The 14960-nt window shown below is 33.1% G+C and carries 20 protein-coding genes and 2 pseudogenes; 20 read left to right on the top strand and 2 right to left on the bottom strand.

Going from position 1 to position 14960, the window contains the following annotated elements:
• Positions 1 to 368: 368 nt before the first annotated feature.
• The 4 genes from ACH6CY_RS13900 to ACH6CY_RS13885 all read left to right on the top strand — a co-directional run bounded on the left by ACH6CY_RS13900 (position 369) and on the right by ACH6CY_RS13885 (position 3118).
• Entirely contained in the window at positions 369 to 848 is a 480-nt protein-coding gene (locus ACH6CY_RS13900) for a DUF6323 family protein (RefSeq protein ID WP_374067932.1), read from the top strand.
• Positions 839 to 2272, top strand: coding sequence for a DUF6179 domain-containing protein (locus ACH6CY_RS13895; RefSeq protein ID WP_374067931.1), 1434 nt, complete (start codon positions 839 to 841; stop codon positions 2270 to 2272). The genes ACH6CY_RS13900 and ACH6CY_RS13895 overlap by 10 nt, the downstream gene beginning before the upstream one ends.
• A gap of 90 nt (positions 2273 to 2362) precedes the next feature.
• Positions 2363 to 2623: a sigma-70 family RNA polymerase sigma factor gene (locus ACH6CY_RS13890; RefSeq protein ID WP_374067930.1), complete on the top strand. Its 261-nt coding sequence runs from the start codon at positions 2363 to 2365 to the stop codon at positions 2621 to 2623.
• Positions 2624 to 3118 carry a hypothetical protein gene (locus ACH6CY_RS13885; protein ID WP_374067929.1) on the top strand — a complete coding sequence of 165 codons (495 nt, stop codon included), beginning with the start codon at positions 2624 to 2626 and terminating at the stop codon, positions 3116 to 3118. It begins immediately after the preceding gene.
• Here the strand turns inward: ACH6CY_RS13885 and ACH6CY_RS13880 are convergent.
• Positions 3090 to 3918 (bottom strand): annotated as a pseudogene (locus ACH6CY_RS13880) (IS30 family transposase); the annotation flags it as partial. The gene ACH6CY_RS13885 and the pseudogene ACH6CY_RS13880 sit on opposite strands and share 29 nt — an antisense overlap.
• A 162-nt stretch (positions 3919 to 4080) precedes the next feature.
• Here ACH6CY_RS13880 and ACH6CY_RS13875 point away from each other — a divergent pair.
• From ACH6CY_RS13875 to ACH6CY_RS13855, 5 genes are all read left to right on the top strand, one after another.
• A complete protein-coding gene (locus ACH6CY_RS13875; RefSeq protein ID WP_374067928.1) occupies positions 4081 to 4890 on the top strand; it encodes a DUF1835 domain-containing protein in 810 nt (269 codons plus the stop codon).
• Positions 4891 to 5518: 628 nt separating this feature from the next.
• The gene (locus ACH6CY_RS13870; protein WP_374067927.1) at positions 5519 to 5992 is read left to right on the top strand and encodes a GNAT family N-acetyltransferase; all 474 of its coding nucleotides are present in this window, start codon (positions 5519 to 5521) and stop codon (positions 5990 to 5992) included.
• Positions 5993 to 6313: 321 nt separating this feature from the next.
• Complete coding sequence (locus tag ACH6CY_RS13865) at positions 6314 to 6463, top strand: RAxF-45 family protein (protein ID WP_374067926.1); 150 nt, start codon at positions 6314 to 6316, stop codon at positions 6461 to 6463.
• A gap of 192 nt (positions 6464 to 6655) precedes the next feature.
• Positions 6656 to 8533: a ribosomal protection-like ABC-F family protein gene (gene abc-f / locus ACH6CY_RS13860; protein WP_374067925.1), complete on the top strand. Its 1878-nt coding sequence runs from the start codon at positions 6656 to 6658 to the stop codon at positions 8531 to 8533.
• A gap of 22 nt (positions 8534 to 8555) precedes the next feature.
• Entirely contained in the window at positions 8556 to 9014 is a 459-nt protein-coding gene (locus ACH6CY_RS13855; protein WP_374067924.1) for an ASCH domain-containing protein, read from the top strand.
• 143 nt (positions 9015 to 9157) lie between these two features.
• Here ACH6CY_RS13855 and ACH6CY_RS13850 read toward each other — a convergent pair whose 3' ends face one another.
• The gene (locus ACH6CY_RS13850) at positions 9158 to 9343 is read right to left on the bottom strand and encodes a hypothetical protein (RefSeq protein WP_374067923.1); all 186 of its coding nucleotides are present in this window, start codon (positions 9341 to 9343) and stop codon (positions 9158 to 9160) included.
• A gap of 289 nt (positions 9344 to 9632) precedes the next feature.
• Between ACH6CY_RS13850 and ACH6CY_RS13845 the strand changes: the two genes are divergently transcribed.
• The 11 genes and pseudogenes from ACH6CY_RS13845 (at position 9633) to ACH6CY_RS13795 (ending at position 14864) form a co-directional block, all read left to right on the top strand.
• The gene (locus ACH6CY_RS13845) at positions 9633 to 9857 is read left to right on the top strand and encodes a hypothetical protein (RefSeq protein ID WP_374067922.1); all 225 of its coding nucleotides are present in this window, start codon (positions 9633 to 9635) and stop codon (positions 9855 to 9857) included.
• 199 nt (positions 9858 to 10056) lie between these two features.
• The gene (locus ACH6CY_RS13840; protein WP_374067921.1) at positions 10057 to 10302 is read left to right on the top strand and encodes a hypothetical protein; all 246 of its coding nucleotides are present in this window, start codon (positions 10057 to 10059) and stop codon (positions 10300 to 10302) included.
• A 5-nt stretch (positions 10303 to 10307) separates the two neighbouring features.
• Positions 10308 to 10469 carry a hypothetical protein gene (locus ACH6CY_RS13835; RefSeq protein ID WP_374067920.1) on the top strand — a complete coding sequence of 54 codons (162 nt, stop codon included), beginning with the start codon at positions 10308 to 10310 and terminating at the stop codon, positions 10467 to 10469.
• A gap of 95 nt (positions 10470 to 10564) precedes the next feature.
• Positions 10565 to 10822, top strand: coding sequence for a hypothetical protein (locus ACH6CY_RS13830; RefSeq protein ID WP_374067919.1), 258 nt, complete (start codon positions 10565 to 10567; stop codon positions 10820 to 10822).
• A gap of 45 nt (positions 10823 to 10867) precedes the next feature.
• Entirely contained in the window at positions 10868 to 11275 is a 408-nt protein-coding gene (locus ACH6CY_RS13825; protein WP_374067918.1) for a hypothetical protein, read from the top strand.
• 27 nt (positions 11276 to 11302) lie between these two features.
• On the top strand, positions 11303 to 11479 hold the full coding sequence (locus ACH6CY_RS13820) for a hypothetical protein (protein ID WP_374067917.1): 177 nt from the start codon (positions 11303 to 11305) through the stop codon (positions 11477 to 11479).
• A 1-nt stretch (position 11480) separates the two neighbouring features.
• Positions 11481 to 11672, top strand: a pseudogene (locus ACH6CY_RS13815) (DUF6366 family protein).
• Positions 11673 to 11788: 116 nt separating this feature from the next.
• Positions 11789 to 12055 carry a YesK family protein gene (locus ACH6CY_RS13810; protein ID WP_374067916.1) on the top strand — a complete coding sequence of 89 codons (267 nt, stop codon included), beginning with the start codon at positions 11789 to 11791 and terminating at the stop codon, positions 12053 to 12055.
• Positions 12056 to 12156: 101 nt separating this feature from the next.
• The gene (locus ACH6CY_RS13805) at positions 12157 to 13038 is read left to right on the top strand and encodes an aminoglycoside 6-adenylyltransferase (RefSeq protein WP_374067915.1); all 882 of its coding nucleotides are present in this window, start codon (positions 12157 to 12159) and stop codon (positions 13036 to 13038) included.
• Between the two features lie 168 nt (positions 13039 to 13206).
• Positions 13207 to 13302 (top strand): putative holin-like toxin, encoded by a 96-nt coding sequence (locus ACH6CY_RS13800; protein ID WP_374067914.1) that lies wholly within the window; start codon positions 13207 to 13209, stop codon positions 13300 to 13302.
• Between the two features lie 416 nt (positions 13303 to 13718).
• A complete protein-coding gene (locus tag ACH6CY_RS13795; RefSeq protein WP_374067913.1) occupies positions 13719 to 14864 on the top strand; it encodes a CdaR family transcriptional regulator in 1146 nt (381 codons plus the stop codon).
• Positions 14865 to 14960: the final 96 nt, after the last annotated feature.

The raw sequence follows: 14960 nt of genomic DNA, 5'->3' as shown, positions 1-14960 counted from the left end.
AAGCGGATTTCCGCAGCGGAATAAACATTATTCCTCGCCTTTTATAGATGTTCAAATAAAAATGAGGCCATCAATTAGAACATGAATTTAAAAATGACGTTTGTGAGTTTTTTTACTCACCAACGTCATTTATTGTACAACCGATATTACACTACTAATCTTAGTATGTTTATTATACAGGCGAAACAAATACATCTTAATAGGTCTATTATTTATTATAAGATTAGCAAACCTATTGACATATGTAAACAAATGGGATAAATTATATTTACACAAAAATACCATTATAATAAATCATAACATAAACCGAATCGAAAGTCAATGATTTTATCGAAAAAAGTTTAAAAATATAGAAAGGATGAGAAGCTTTGAATTTATCCCATTTTTTTAATTCTGTTCAACTTTCTCCTGAATCGAAAACGGTGAGGGACATAGTTGCTCTAAATGATAAAACTAAAGAGTACGGTTTGGTTCTTACCCCAAATGATGTGAAAACAATGATTACTTCTAGAAATAAAGTTCTTCATGATTATGCACGAGTTGAGTTGAGCACAGAGGTATTAAAGGAATTAATTGAATTGTATGCTGCATCCCCCTATATGGATCAGAATCATTATGTTGAGACATTAAATGATCTTCAAGAGATATTTTATTATCTGAGGAATGAAACAGAAGATAAAATTAACGATGTAAAACTAATTAATCAGATGATGGATTATTTTAACGGTTCATGTGCTGGTTCTGTAGAACTATTGAGAAGTAAAATGGAACAACTTGCAGAAAACTTTAGAAGTGATTTGATAAGTGGCAAATCGCCGCTACAAGGGGATGATAAAACATGGGATTAGATAACTCACATGATTATAGTAGGTCTTTATCTAATATTACTATTGACCGCTCAAAGTTAAAACAAAGTCAGTATATGTTGTCACTTTTAAATGAAGGTCAACGTGTTGGGCTTATCTCCAGTCAGAAAGTTTATCAAATACAAGTAGAGATGATGCAAGTTCTTCAGCAATTAATACAAGAATATACCCAAGGAGAAAGTACTTCAGTGTCTTCTGATACAGCACAAGGGATTATGGTATCTCTGAAGTATGCCTTGGATGCTTATGCACTTCACTTTAAAGAACCGGAAGATGCTATTGCTCAATTTAGTAGGGACAGTGTGAAAGAAATACATTCAGAAGGAATTAAATTGCTTTGGCAATATTTTGAAGAAGCTAAACAACTGTATCAAGAGATTAAAAAGAAGAAATTAGATGTTCCTGTTGATGCTTATAATTTGAGCATTGATGAATCATTACCTGTGTTTATGAACAATTATAATATTATTTTTGAAGCACAAAATACCATGGCGAGTATTGACTACCCGTTAGCCATTGATAATATGCGACTCCAAGGGGTTTTTTACATTAAACAGTATTTAAAGCGTCTATTAATGGAAACAAAATTTTGTCGTTTATTTAGTCACCAAGATTTAATGTATATTCTAAAAAATTTCGGGAAAAAATCGCGTTTTAATTATACCATTGAGTTATTTAATATATTTGAGTTAATGGTCAATAATGCTATCTTTTCACTTCTGTCTGGTGGAAGAGCTGATCAGGTCAGAATTTCAAGTGTTCAATATGACCAACTGAATCAAATGCTAATTTCTTGTAATGACGATGAAAGAACCAAATTGATTCAAGAAGCATTCAATCGTCTACAGGAGGAACTAGAAACGGATGAAGAGCTTACTTCTTATATCGATTTGTACCGGAAGGAATTGGTTCAAAGAGTAAACACTTCAGCTGAAATAGGTAACTACGAAAAGCTAATTATCAAAGAAGAGGAAGAACGCGAAAAACCAATCGTATTAATGCTAAATGAAAATGACCGTATGAATGATATTAAAATGCGAGAACTGGTAGACCGAATCATGGAAAGTGATAATAAAAAGGAAAAAGTACGAATAATCCGTGAGAATTTTGTGTCATTGCACGATTATTTGGATCTACTAAATTCAGAATGCTTATTTGGTAATGAATATGATGCATTATTTGCTACATTTGGAGATGTAGAATTGGCTATTAGTGCTAAAATTGTTTTTTATGAGGAGTTGCGAGGAGATGTAAGAGATTTTTCAGAAATAGTTGCTGAAGGTACTGAAGCAGAAGAAGAGTGGGAAGAAAGATATATTGAGTACGTGCAGCAGTTAACTGATGAGCGTATCAAGTCAGTAGGAAGCCTGATTTACGATATTGATTATGAGGAGATATCCTTTTAAAGTATATTTACGACCTGTGAATGTTTTTTAAGAGTGATAATCATTTAATTTGACAAACCCGCATAGCCAATATTATAAGAGATAGTCAAAGTGCTACCAACATTAAATCCGGATTATATAGAAAATATTGGTGCTGTGACCGATGATATTTGTTTAAATTTGACGTTAAAAAACTTAATTGATGATGTGAATGAGGAAGAAAAAAGCATAGTGCTTTTAAAATTTTATCTAGATTATACATTTAAGGAGATTTCAGAACACTTAGAAATTCCCTTAGGGACCGCTAAGTCCATACTTTACAGGTCTTTAAAAAAAATAAAAAAAGAATTACTGGAAGGAGGTAACTTATAAATGAAATTAAAACAAGAGGTCAATAAGATTAAATTACCCAAAAATATTCATCAAAAAAGTCAGTCTGGGGTTCTAAAGGCAAAATCTGAAATGGGTAAGCCAAAACGAAGATGGGAATTGATTGCAATTCCAACCATAGTTGCAGCGTTAACATTACTTTTATTACTATTTTCAAATTCAACTAACATGATTCACGACGGGGATATAGCCGAAGAAGGAATAGGTTCATTCATTGCAATACTACGAATTGACAATACAGATTATGTTTTGGACAGTAACTTAAATTCATCAAATTACACTCCAGGTGATAAAATCGGTGAAGTGAAAACAAAATTGACAGAAGATACCTTACCAGAAGATAATCTATCGTCAAATTATTTAGAGGTAGGAACATCTATCTATTTTTCAAAAGAAAACAAGAACATCATTCTTACAAAAGGAAAAGATGAAAATGAATATAAGGTTTTCACCAAATCAAGTGAAGGAAACTTTTAATTGCCTTGTCACCCCTTAGTGTTTGATAATTTAATGATTTTCTTGGAATGTTGTTTCTTCTAGAAGCAACAGTTGATATATATTCTTGTGTAACGGAATTGAAACCCATCTCTTTTGGTAGACCGTTTTTACGTAGTAGACCATTCGAAGTTTCATTCAATCCTCTTTGTGATGGCGTTCCTGGATCGGCAAAATAGATGTCAATATCATGATTATTACTGACGTTTTTACAATTCAAAAATTCTTTGCCACAGTCAAAGATAATGGATTTGAATAGGTGTCTAGGAACGCCTTGCAGCCAACCGTTTAGTGCTTCTTCAATATCCTGTGCCTTCCTGCCTTTAGGTTTGATCGCAATGATACATTTGCTTAGTCGTTCAACCAAAGTGATCACGGCACTCTTGTGTTTGTTACCAACAATAGTATCACCTTCTAGATTGCCAAATTCATTGTTGTAGTATAGATGTTCCTGATTGCGCTCATCTATACTACGTCTAAATGCTTGTTTTCCTCTATTTTCTTGGTGACCGTTTGGTTTTCTTTTCTCTTTCATCGGTAATTTCTCTTGTCTGAAAACACCCTTTTCAAACTGCCGATAAAGGGTACGCATACTACAAGAGATGGGTCTTTCTTTTCTACCAACGATGACGTCTGGAGTCCAACCATTCTTTACTTTTTCTTTGATCTAATCCACTTCATTTAATCGATTTACGACCACATTTTTGCTTGTTTTTCTTATATTCCAGATGAATGTAAATCGCTGTTTTTCCTTCTTTTAGTTGTCTGATGACTCGCTTAATTTTACAATCAACGACTTTAAAATAGAGTTAGATAATTTGTGAAAAATTGATATAATTATATTAATACTTGGATTATGACCATTTATCGTATGTCGAAAATTGTTATAATATTAGCTAACGAAAAAATATCACCTAGAAATTATAATAGAGTGGAGTGGTAATATGATTCATGTTGTTTTTGGAAAATCTGCAGAAGCTAGCTTGAAATTTGCTTTACCTGGAAAGAATCATAAAATTATTGGATTCCCAATTGATTTTTCTATTGGGCCGATTAAAAATATTCATAAAAAAAGTGGTATGAAACATTATTTTACTTGGTTGAAATCTAGCTGTGAAACAATGTGGAGTTGTATCGAAGAGGACAAAATAACATGTGAGCAGGCATTGCAACAATTAGCGGAAATAAAAAACGGTGATCGACTAACGATTTGGACTTGTGACAATTCGGCAGAACAAATAGGTCTTCGGATTTGTTACTATTTGTTAAAGAATAGTGAAGTTACTATAAATACTGTGAATACGTTTAAAGCTATGAAAGACTATACAAAACATGGTGATGTGTACATAGAGATTAGACATACTGGTGAATGTAATCCTAAACAGCTAGCTCATTTTTATGAACATTCACTTTATCCAATTTCAGCGAGAATGAGAGGGAGTTTAGAACAAGAGGGAGAAAGACTAATTCAAAGTGAAAGTTTTTTTCGTTCATGGAAAAAGGGAAGAATATTTCATCAGCAAGAGTCAAGTTGGGATGCTTTTATTATAAACTGTGCCAAAAAAATTAGTGGAATAGGTGATTCTGAGTTTATACATGCAGTTAGGTTGATTGGGGAAGTAATGGGACATTCCGAACAACCGTTGTCTGATGCTTGGATTGAATATCGAATTCGCTCACTTATTCATTCAGGTCATTTGGTGTATGAAGGCGATTTACAATCCATCCGTATGTATAAAATAAAAGTAGCTTAGAAATCTGGTGATTCAGTGATTTTCTAGGAATAATGTTTCTTTTCATTGTAACGTTAAAAATATACTTTTATGATGCTAGAATGGAATTTGATAGTTCGTTCTTCCTAAGGAGCCGGTTAAAGTGCTCTTTTAATTTTCTTTGAAATGGTGTGCTCGAAGATCTGGGGATAAATGTATGAACCCTCTTTATTGTTGCTGTTTTTTCCGTTTGAAAACTCTTTACCGTAATCGAAAACAATCGCCTTAAATAATTTCTGTAATAGTTGATTTAGCCATTGACGGAACGATGTTTCAATGTTGGTGAGCTCGCCTTCCATATAGCTTAATTGCGATAATGCATTTTGATAAATGCTTAGCAAGCTTCATAACAACACGCTTGTGATGACGACTGACAATTGTATCATCGAATAACTTGCTTTTTTCTGATTTCGATCGTGGATACTATAGCAAAATCGCTGTTTGCCTCTTTTTCTCTGACTTTTGCTTGATATATTTGAACTTAAAATGTAAGAAAATTCGATGCTTGTAGTTATAGAAATTTCTATCGCCGTATGCGACGAGATAAGGTAGAACAATTTTTTCTTGTCATAAAATTGTCTAAAGCATAATAAAAAAAGGATGTTTATTAGTGGAAATACGCAATGTGAAAAGTTCTGATTATTACATTATTTCACCGTTGATTAACGAATGGTGGGATGGTAGAGAAATGTCAAATAAGTTGCCCAAGTTATTCTTTGATTATTTTAATAATACAAGTTTTATTGCTGAAAAAGACGGTGAAATAGTTGGGTTTTTAATTGGATTTTTGTCTCAATCTGATACAAATGTTGCATACATACATTTTGTCAGTGTGAACCCTGAATTCCGTAAAAAGCAAATTGGAAGGCGACTTTATAATGCTTTTTTCAATAGCATAAAAAAGAATAATAGAAATGTTGTTCGTGCTGTAACTTCACCTGTTAATAAGGCCTCTATTGTCTATCACACCAAAATGGGATTTAATATTGAAAAAGGTGACATAGAAATTGATGGAGTTTCAGTATTTTCTGATTATGATGGGATAAATCAAGATAGAGTATTGTTTGTTAAGAAAACGAATTAAAACTTTTTTGATTTTGTACTAAATAGTCCGTAAGTATAGTGAGAAGTAGTAATGACTAGTGATTCTTTATATTAAGATTTCCGGAAACAGGTACGATTGTGGAAGATATAAATAGAAAATGGTGTATTATTTTTATTTGTTTCTAAATGTAGCTTTGATTTTATGCTTATATTTTTTAGGACATTTTTTATTTTTGTTGAATGAATAATTATTTTCTAAGTTAATAGGTTATTTCAGATTTATAAACATAGAGATTTAAATAATTTAACTATAAAAAGATTGAATATATTTCCTCAAAGTGATAATATATAACTAACTTTAATGAATCGGAGGTGGGGTAAGATGTTGAATCAAGCTGTTTTAGTGTGCGGATTTTGGGTTGAATTCCTTTATTTGAACCGTGCAAAATTTGCTGTTGTAGTTGATAACGGGACACGTGTGTCTTTTTTTAGTAACTCAATAGTAAACTAAAACGGTGAAAAACATCTCTTAACCCACATGATATAAAGACAGTGTAAAGGAGAGCATTTTCATGCTCTCCTTTTTTAAAATGGAATAGAACGCTGATTAAGTGAAATGGACGTTCTATTAAAAACTGTAGCCATGGGAAGGTATGTCTTCTCATGGCTTTTTTTGTATATTTTTTTATAAGGAGGAATAACAATGATCGCATGTAGTGTTAATAAAATAGCTAAGATGTATGGTGGAAATGCCATTTTTGAAGATATATCATTTGAAATAAAAGAAAAAGAACGGGTTGGATTAGTTGGCAGAAACGGTAGTGGAAAAACGACTTTAATTCGTTTGTTAGCTGGTGAGAAAACTCCAGATGCAGGACAAATCCATTGGAAGAAAGATGCTGCTATTGGTTATCTGACACAAATCCCAGATTACCATGATGCAACAACTACGAAGGATGTATTAAAAGTAGCCTTCTCATCTTTGTTGCAGATGGAAGAAAAGATGAAGAAGCTAGAGGCTGAGATGGGGATGGAGTCGAATGCAGATAAACTCCAAAAACTGATCGGTGAATATGGAAATGTACAAGACAAATATGCAATCAATGGTGGTTATGAGATAGAGTCTAATATTGAAAAAATCGTTCACGGTTTAAATATTCAGCGTTTACTTGATCAGCCATTCTCTAGGTTAAGTGGTGGAGAAAAAACAAAAGTTGGTCTAGGCCTAATGCTGTTGAAGCAACCGGACCTACTATTATTGGATGAACCGACGAACCATTTAGATTTGATGGCAGTCGAATGGCTTGGGAACTTTTTAAGAGAATACAGCGGTACAGTGCTTGTTATTTCACATGATCGTTATTTTCTCGATGAAGTCGTCAACAAGGTAATCGATTTGGAGGACGGAGAAGTAACGACTTACCATACAAATTTTACAGGGTTTGTAAAAGAAAAAGAAGAAAAGCTACTAAGGGAATTTCAAGCCTATGAGGAACAGCAAAAGAAAATAAAAAAGATGAAGGAAGCAATTAAAAGGCTCAGAGAATGGGCAAACAGAGCGAACCCACCTAATGCGGATCTTCATAGACGCGCAAGGAATATGGAAAGAGCGCTAGAGAGAATGGAAAAGTTAAATAGACCGATCTTAAATCGGAAGAAAATGAATCTAGAGATGGATGCCTCTGACCGAAGTGGAAATGACGTTATATTGCTTGAAGATGTTTCAAAAAGTTTTGATGATAAGTTGTTGTTCGAGGATGTAAATATGCATTTTACCTACCAAGATCGAGCTGCAATAATAGGTGAAAACGGAACAGGGAAATCAACATTACTCAAATTAATTCTTCAACAGCTTGATCCTGATAAAGGTGTAGTTCAGATAGGCAGCAATGTCAAAATAGGGTACCTATCTCAAAATATTTTCTCCACTTTGAAGGATGAAACGGTTATTGAAACATTTAGAGATGAGGTTAAAGTGACGGAAGGAGAAGCGAGGGGTATTTTGGCCAGGTTTATGTTTTATGGATATGCGGTTTTTCAAAAAGTCTCTAAGCTTAGCGGTGGCGAAAGAATGCGGTTAAGATTAGCCCAATTAATGTATCAAGATATTAATTTGCTCGTCTTAGATGAACCAACAAACCATTTAGATATTGAATCAAGAGAAGTGTTGGAAGAAGCACTCGAAGATTTCCAAGGTAGCTTATTGTCTGTCTCCCATGATCGTTATTTTCTTAACAAGCTATTTAGCAAGATTTACTGGATAGAAGCAAAAAAGATCCATTGCTTTGAAGGTGACTACACATGGGCAAAGGAAAAAATGGTTGAGTTACAAGAAAAGACAGAACAGGTAAGAACCGAGAAAAAGAAAGAACCAATCTCACGATTAAAGCAGACGGTAAAGAATAAACGTACGGTCACGGAAAACTTGGAAAAGGATTTAGTCTCATTAGAGGAAGAAATAACAGCGTTAGACAAAAATTTATTGGAAGCGGATGACTTGGAGTTAATCCAACAGTTATATAAGGAAAAAGAAGATTTAGAACAGAAATGGGAAGAGCTCTGTGATCAGCTAGAAAATTAAATGGAAAGCAGGTTGATATAAGATGAAAAATGATTCTATTATTCAAATGTGGAAGGACTACAAAAAAATAAATCCAGAAGCTCCAACAAATTATGATGCATGGGCATTTGGTGATTCAAAAGAAATGGCTGATGACCTTGCAGCATTAGTGTTGGAAGGAACGAAAACAGCGACAGCTTCAAACTATATTTTATATGAATTGGAGAATGAGGAGTTACCGTATGTGGGTCTTATGAATGTCATTCTCGATGGGGAAGGGAATGCTGTTGCCATAGTAGAGACTACCTCAGTAGAAATCGTTCCCTTTGATGAAGTTACAGCAGAACAGGCCTATTTAGAGGGTGAAGGTGATCGCACATTAAGTTATTGGCGTGAGGTTCACGAAGCCTTTTTCAAAAAAGAGCTTGAAGCAATAAACCAAGATTTTAATTACAACATCCTGGTGGTTTGTGAAAGGTTTCAAATGGTTTATAAAAAATAAAAAGTTAGCTTTTTACGGATGCATGCTTACTTTGAATAGAGTTAGATTATGTTTAACAAGAGGCATAGTTAAGAGGTATATAACACAGAAAAGTGGAGGAGGGAACAAAGCTTAATTTGTCCTTCCTCCATCATTGTTCATTATTATTGATGAACTTTATCAGAGAACGAAACCAAGACGAAAATAATACCGATTATTAAGAAAGAAAAAACAAAAAAGTTATCAAAGATACCTGGCATAGAAGGTTCTGCTGGAACTGAACTTTTTCCTTCATCAAAACTATAAACTGCAAATGTTAAAATCGATAAAAATCTTTCAAATGTAAACAAAACCCCGCTAACCACCAGTAAGCCAATTCCTGAGAAAAACATAGATTTTTTTGTACTAACTAGTTACTCCTTTATGTATTTTAAGTAGAGTATCTTTTCTTCTGTCAGTAATCCTTCTTTTGTGTGGATAGCAAAGAGGCCCGGTTTGGGATACACTAGAACTTCGCAATGAAACAGACAAGGAAATTGTTTCCTTATTAATTATGGATTTTTTTTCATTTCTACGTTATTATATAACAAAATAGTACTTTAGATATATATGGAAATTGTAATGTGGAGGGGCTTCATTTTGATACAAAGGATACTAGATTTAGGTTGGAAAAAACTATTGATTTATTTTGTTATTATTATAATTTCACTTGCCATAATAGGTTTTACTATTATATTTGGTACGTTGCTTCTAATGGATAAATTCGATGACCGTTATCAAACTCTCGAACAAGAAACAACACAATATAATGGCGAAATTAATTTTTCTGACTTCGCTCAAGAAGAAAAAGAAATTCAAGCGTGAAATTCTCGTTATAAATAAAAAGCTCATAATGTTCAAGTGTGCCTGCTTCATTTTGTAAAACAGAAGCTAAAGCAACGGGTGTTTCTTTACTCACTGTACTATCATGTCTGCAAGATTGTTTCGATTTAATTAAAATGTGCGAAGGTATAATTTATTTCTTAAGAAAAGTTAGGTGTCCAAATTTTAAGGAGATGATTTTATGAAAAAGAAAAGTACAATATTTTTTATTATAGTTTTAATATTATTAATCCCAATTATAATTATTATATTTAATAAAGTAATGGAACCAGATAAGGTTTTACATGTTGGTCATTCAGTTAGTAAATATGAATTTGAGTTTACTAAAGAAATAAAAGATAAAAAGAAGATATCGGAATTTGAACAGTTATTTGAAGAAGTGGTTTTTTCAACTGAAGAATGGATTGGGAAACCAAGGATGATATAGTTTTTATGATTAAGCATAAAGAAGGAATATCTACACATTTGCTTAGAGTTTGGATTAATGGAGACGAGGCTATAGTTTTGCAATCATATGATATGGAAAGTAACACGGCTACTATAGGTAAGTTATCTAAAACACAATTAGAGAATTTACAAACTATAATTGAATAATATTCGTTACAGTACAAATTGTTTGGCAAGCGTCAAATAACCAAATAGGTGCGGGGTTAATTTGTGAAACATGATTTAGAAAGGAGGTTACAATTTTGAGCAAGAAGAATATTCTCGGAGCATTATCAATAGTAACCGTTCTAATAAATGTCATTTATTTCTTTGTCACGAGAGGCCCCAATGTAAATCTGAACATGGCTATAATCTTATTTTCGGTGCTTTCTGTACTTGGGATTATTTTTGCTATACTATCTAAAAAAATGTGGTTTATCATAACAGGAATTCTACTGAATGGTATAGTATTGGTGTTTGTTTATTTTCTTTTACTTGCAGTAGGAATTAGTGAATCATAGTAAGTTATTCTAAGGTGCGATTATAATTCAAGAGAGGAAATAATCATGATGCAATTCACCCGTTATGTTTTTTTGTTTTTCATTCTATTCCTTCTAACAGGATGTGCTATTCTAGAACGCAATGTGGAGTTGGAAAAGTCCATTTCTTCCATTACGGAAGACAAGAATAATAGTGAAATAAGTCTTACAACAATGACGTCTTTTGATTGGGAAAAGGCATTTTTATTTACACCTTACAGTACGCAAGAAGGAATAGAGGAACAATTAGGTGTTAAGTTTAATGATCCAAGTGATATTGATTATAGAGACGACATCTATCTATTAGTTTTTATAAATGATAATAAAGTTGTTCAATATGTTGAAGTAGAACGTCATGGCGCTGATTTTACAATAGGGGAAAAAGAGTATCTAACTCCTTTAAATGATGTAATAATTATTTACAGAAATCTATAATACTAATTACATATAAGGGTGAGAATTTTGAAAATAAAAAAATTAGATAGAGCGTTATTTATCGGTTTGTTTGTAGGAATAATCATATTTATTAAAGAATTCTTTTTTCCAGATACTAATGCTTTTCTTTCAATACTTATAAGTGCATTAGCAGCTTTAATAGGCTATTTTGTTGGGGGAAAATTACTTTCAAGGAGTGATTAATATGACTGAAAATAATGAATCACCAGAACAAAGAAGAGAAAGAATACGATAAAAGGAATTAAAGAACGCTTCTAGTAGTATTAATTGAAGCAATCTCTCTGATTTAGTTGGTGGTTTGGGTTGGAAGGGTACTGGAATACTTATTGTTGTTTTACTATTAGTTTTTATCATATATACCATCTTCTTTAGTTAACGTTCGCGATTCGATTACATATTATGAAAAAGCATTTTTAAGGTTAGAAATGTCACAAACGTTTAGCGTGTCAATATGTGTGATAAGAAAAGGGGGCGAATAAAATTAATGCATTAATGCTTGAAGGATGGACACCGATATTACTTATGGGAATTATTGCTGCTGTCATTATCTTTTTTATATCCCGTAACGTTTCAAGGATAGTTCTCTTTTTTATTGCGATCATTTTATCTTTAATCTGTTTCGGCGTCGTTATTTATAGTATTATCGGCGTTGGAGGCTGGAATGGCATGGGAATGGGATTTGTTACAATTACTGTTTTCCTGGGAATATGGATAGGTACTATAATTGGAGCAATTTGTAAAAAAAGATTAAATAAATGATAAACGATGCAAAACAGATTAGCACAACATCAGCGATGAGCCCCTCTAATGTAAAATTAACCTCTTTTATTTGAAAAATTTAATGTTCGGAGGGATATATCATGAGAAATGAACAAGAAATGATGGATTTAATTTTAAAGGTTGCCAAAAATGATGAGCGAATTCGTGCTGTTTATATGAATGGTTCAAGAACGAACCCCAACGCACCTAAAGATATTTTTCAAGACTACGATATCGTCTATGTTGTGAAAGAAACTGCCTCTTTTATAAAAAATGAGAAATGGATAAATCAGTTTGGTGATCTACTTATTATGCAAGAGCCAGATAAAATCGATCAATTTAATAATATCGATATTGATTTTGACCGGTCTTACGGATATTTAATGCTATTTTCAGATGGCAATCGTATCGATCTTCATATCGAGATAAAAGAAAAAATGTTAGATACGTATGTTGATGATAAACTCACCTTACAATTATTAGATAAAGACAACTGCCTGCCAGAAATTCATGGACCTACGGATATAGATTATCGTGTTAAAAGGCCTACTGAATTGCACTTTATCGGTTGCTGTAATGAATTTTGGTGGTGTTTACAAAATGTTGCAAAAGGGATTTGGCGTGACGAATTGCCGTATGCAAAGCAAATGTTTGAACGCCCGGTAAGAGATGCGCTGGATGAGATGGTTTCATGGTGGATTGGAACAAACAATAATTTTAAAGTGTCAACCGGGAAAATGGGTAAGCACTTCAAAGACTATCTCCCTGAGCAATACTGGGAGATGTACAAGGATACGTATTCTGACGGAAACTATGAAAATTTCTGGGACTCGATTTTTATTGCTTGTGACTTGTTTCGCGAATTAGCAAAAGATGTAGCACAATCTCTTTCATACACCTATCTATCTGATGAAGATAAGAATATGATGAAATATTTAAATCATGTTAGAAGATTACCAGCAGATGCAAAGGAAATCTTTTAGTAAACGGAGCACCCTACAGAGTTTCTAGTAGAGTGCTCCGTTTGGTTATAGCATTCATATACGGACGAAAAAAGAATATATGTTCGCATCGTTTGTGCTATACTTTTAATGGATAATGCTCTTTTAGGGTAGGGTCGGCTAAGTCCCCTGTGGAAGGGGGTGATGCCTATGGGTATGTATGAGAGTTTTATGGTACTGTTCAGTTTTGGTACTTTCTTGATTGCATGGCTCGCTTTAATTGTGTCATTGATCAAACGAAAATAGCCCCCCCTATTTGCCCAACAAGTAACTAGGAGAGGTCTATCAAAAAAAGATAGCCGATTAACCACTTATCTATAACCCGTAGTAGCTGCTACGGGTTATTTATTATACGTATTGTCTAATTTCATTATAGCATAACCTTTAATTATTTGTGAATCGTATGACAGTTAATTACAAGATAAAATTGCTAAAAATTTAAAAACCTAGTTTGCTTAAAATAAGAAGATCTTAAAAATAATGTGATTATCATAAACTACTCACATGGATTGAGAACGCTCAATAAAAAGTATACCCCATCAACCAAAAATTAGATTCTCATTAACAAAGTAATACCTTAACAAGCCCTTCATTTAATTTTATGGTAAAATTTTATCAATAGAAACGAGCGAATTAATTCGTCAGTATTTGGAGGAGAAATCATGTTAACAGAACAGCTAGCCTCAGCAATTGTAAAACGCACAATGTCAATTATAGATACTAATGTGAATGTAATGGACTGGTCAGGAACAATCATTGCTTCAGGAGATACGCACAGAATTGGGCAGTTACACGATGGTGCTCGTAAGGTAATGGAGCAAAATGAGACAGTCGAAATTAGTTCAAATGACGTTGAGCAATGGATAGGCTCTTTACCTGGTATTAACCTACCTATCTGTTTCCGTGGCAAAATTGTTGGCGTTATCGGTATTACAGGTGAACCGGAGCAGATAAGAAGTTATTCACAACTTGTTCAAATGGGAGCAGAGCTAACATTAGAACAAGCTGCTTTAACAAAAGAGATTGAACGCAATGAGCGTTTACGTGAAGATGTTATTTCGCATTTAATATTAGGATCTGATAAAGATAAAACATATGTTAAGGAAAGAGCTCAATCTTTTAAAATAAATACAAATGAAACATACGCTGTGATTTTAATTTCTATTCCGTATAAGGATAATCTTTCTAATAAAACAATTAAAAGTTGGATAAATTCATGGTTAGTGAAAGATGATGAGCTGGTGAAACTTTATAATAATCAGTATATTGTGTTAAAAATGAAAAGAGCTTCCAAATTAGATACGGATGAAAAGCTAAAAAGCTTTGTAGAACAAAAGCTGGACAAGATCGATTCGAATGAAGTCACTATTGCTGTGGGCCCATATCAAGATGGGGTAGAAGGATGGAGGAAATCTTACGAGATAGCTCAAAGGATTGTTGAGACTGCAACAATGCTGTATCCTCAAGGTGGTGTTTGGAATCAACATGCATTAGGCCTCTCGCTTCTTTGTTATCAGTTTTTACGAGAAGCTAAAGAAGAATCAAATAAAATTAGTGAAAATTATCGTAAATTATTTTTTCAAAGTGACGGTGAAGTATTACACGAGACGTTTTTAACTTTTGTCAAAGAGAATGGTGAAATGACAAAGACAGCTGACAAGCTATTTATCCATCGAAATACATTAGCGTATCGTTTGGAAAAAATTCATACGGTTACAGGGAGAAATCCAAAAAATTTGCAGGACTTAGTAGAATTAACAATTGGTCAAGTGATTTATGAGTTATCGAAAAAATGTTCAGATGCATAAAAAACACGAAAAGAAACCGCTTTCTTTTCGTTCGAGTGAACAATGGAAAGATTGCTGTAAGCGCTTATAATATAGTTATAGTATATAAATACACTT

Origin of the sequence: Paraliobacillus sp. JSM ZJ581, from assembly GCF_044383835.1 — a bacterium.
GTDB lineage: Bacteria > Bacillota > Bacilli > Bacillales > Amphibacillaceae > Paraliobacillus.
The sequence above is the reverse complement of the archived record's forward strand: the minus strand, read 5'-3'. Positions and strand labels throughout refer to the sequence as shown.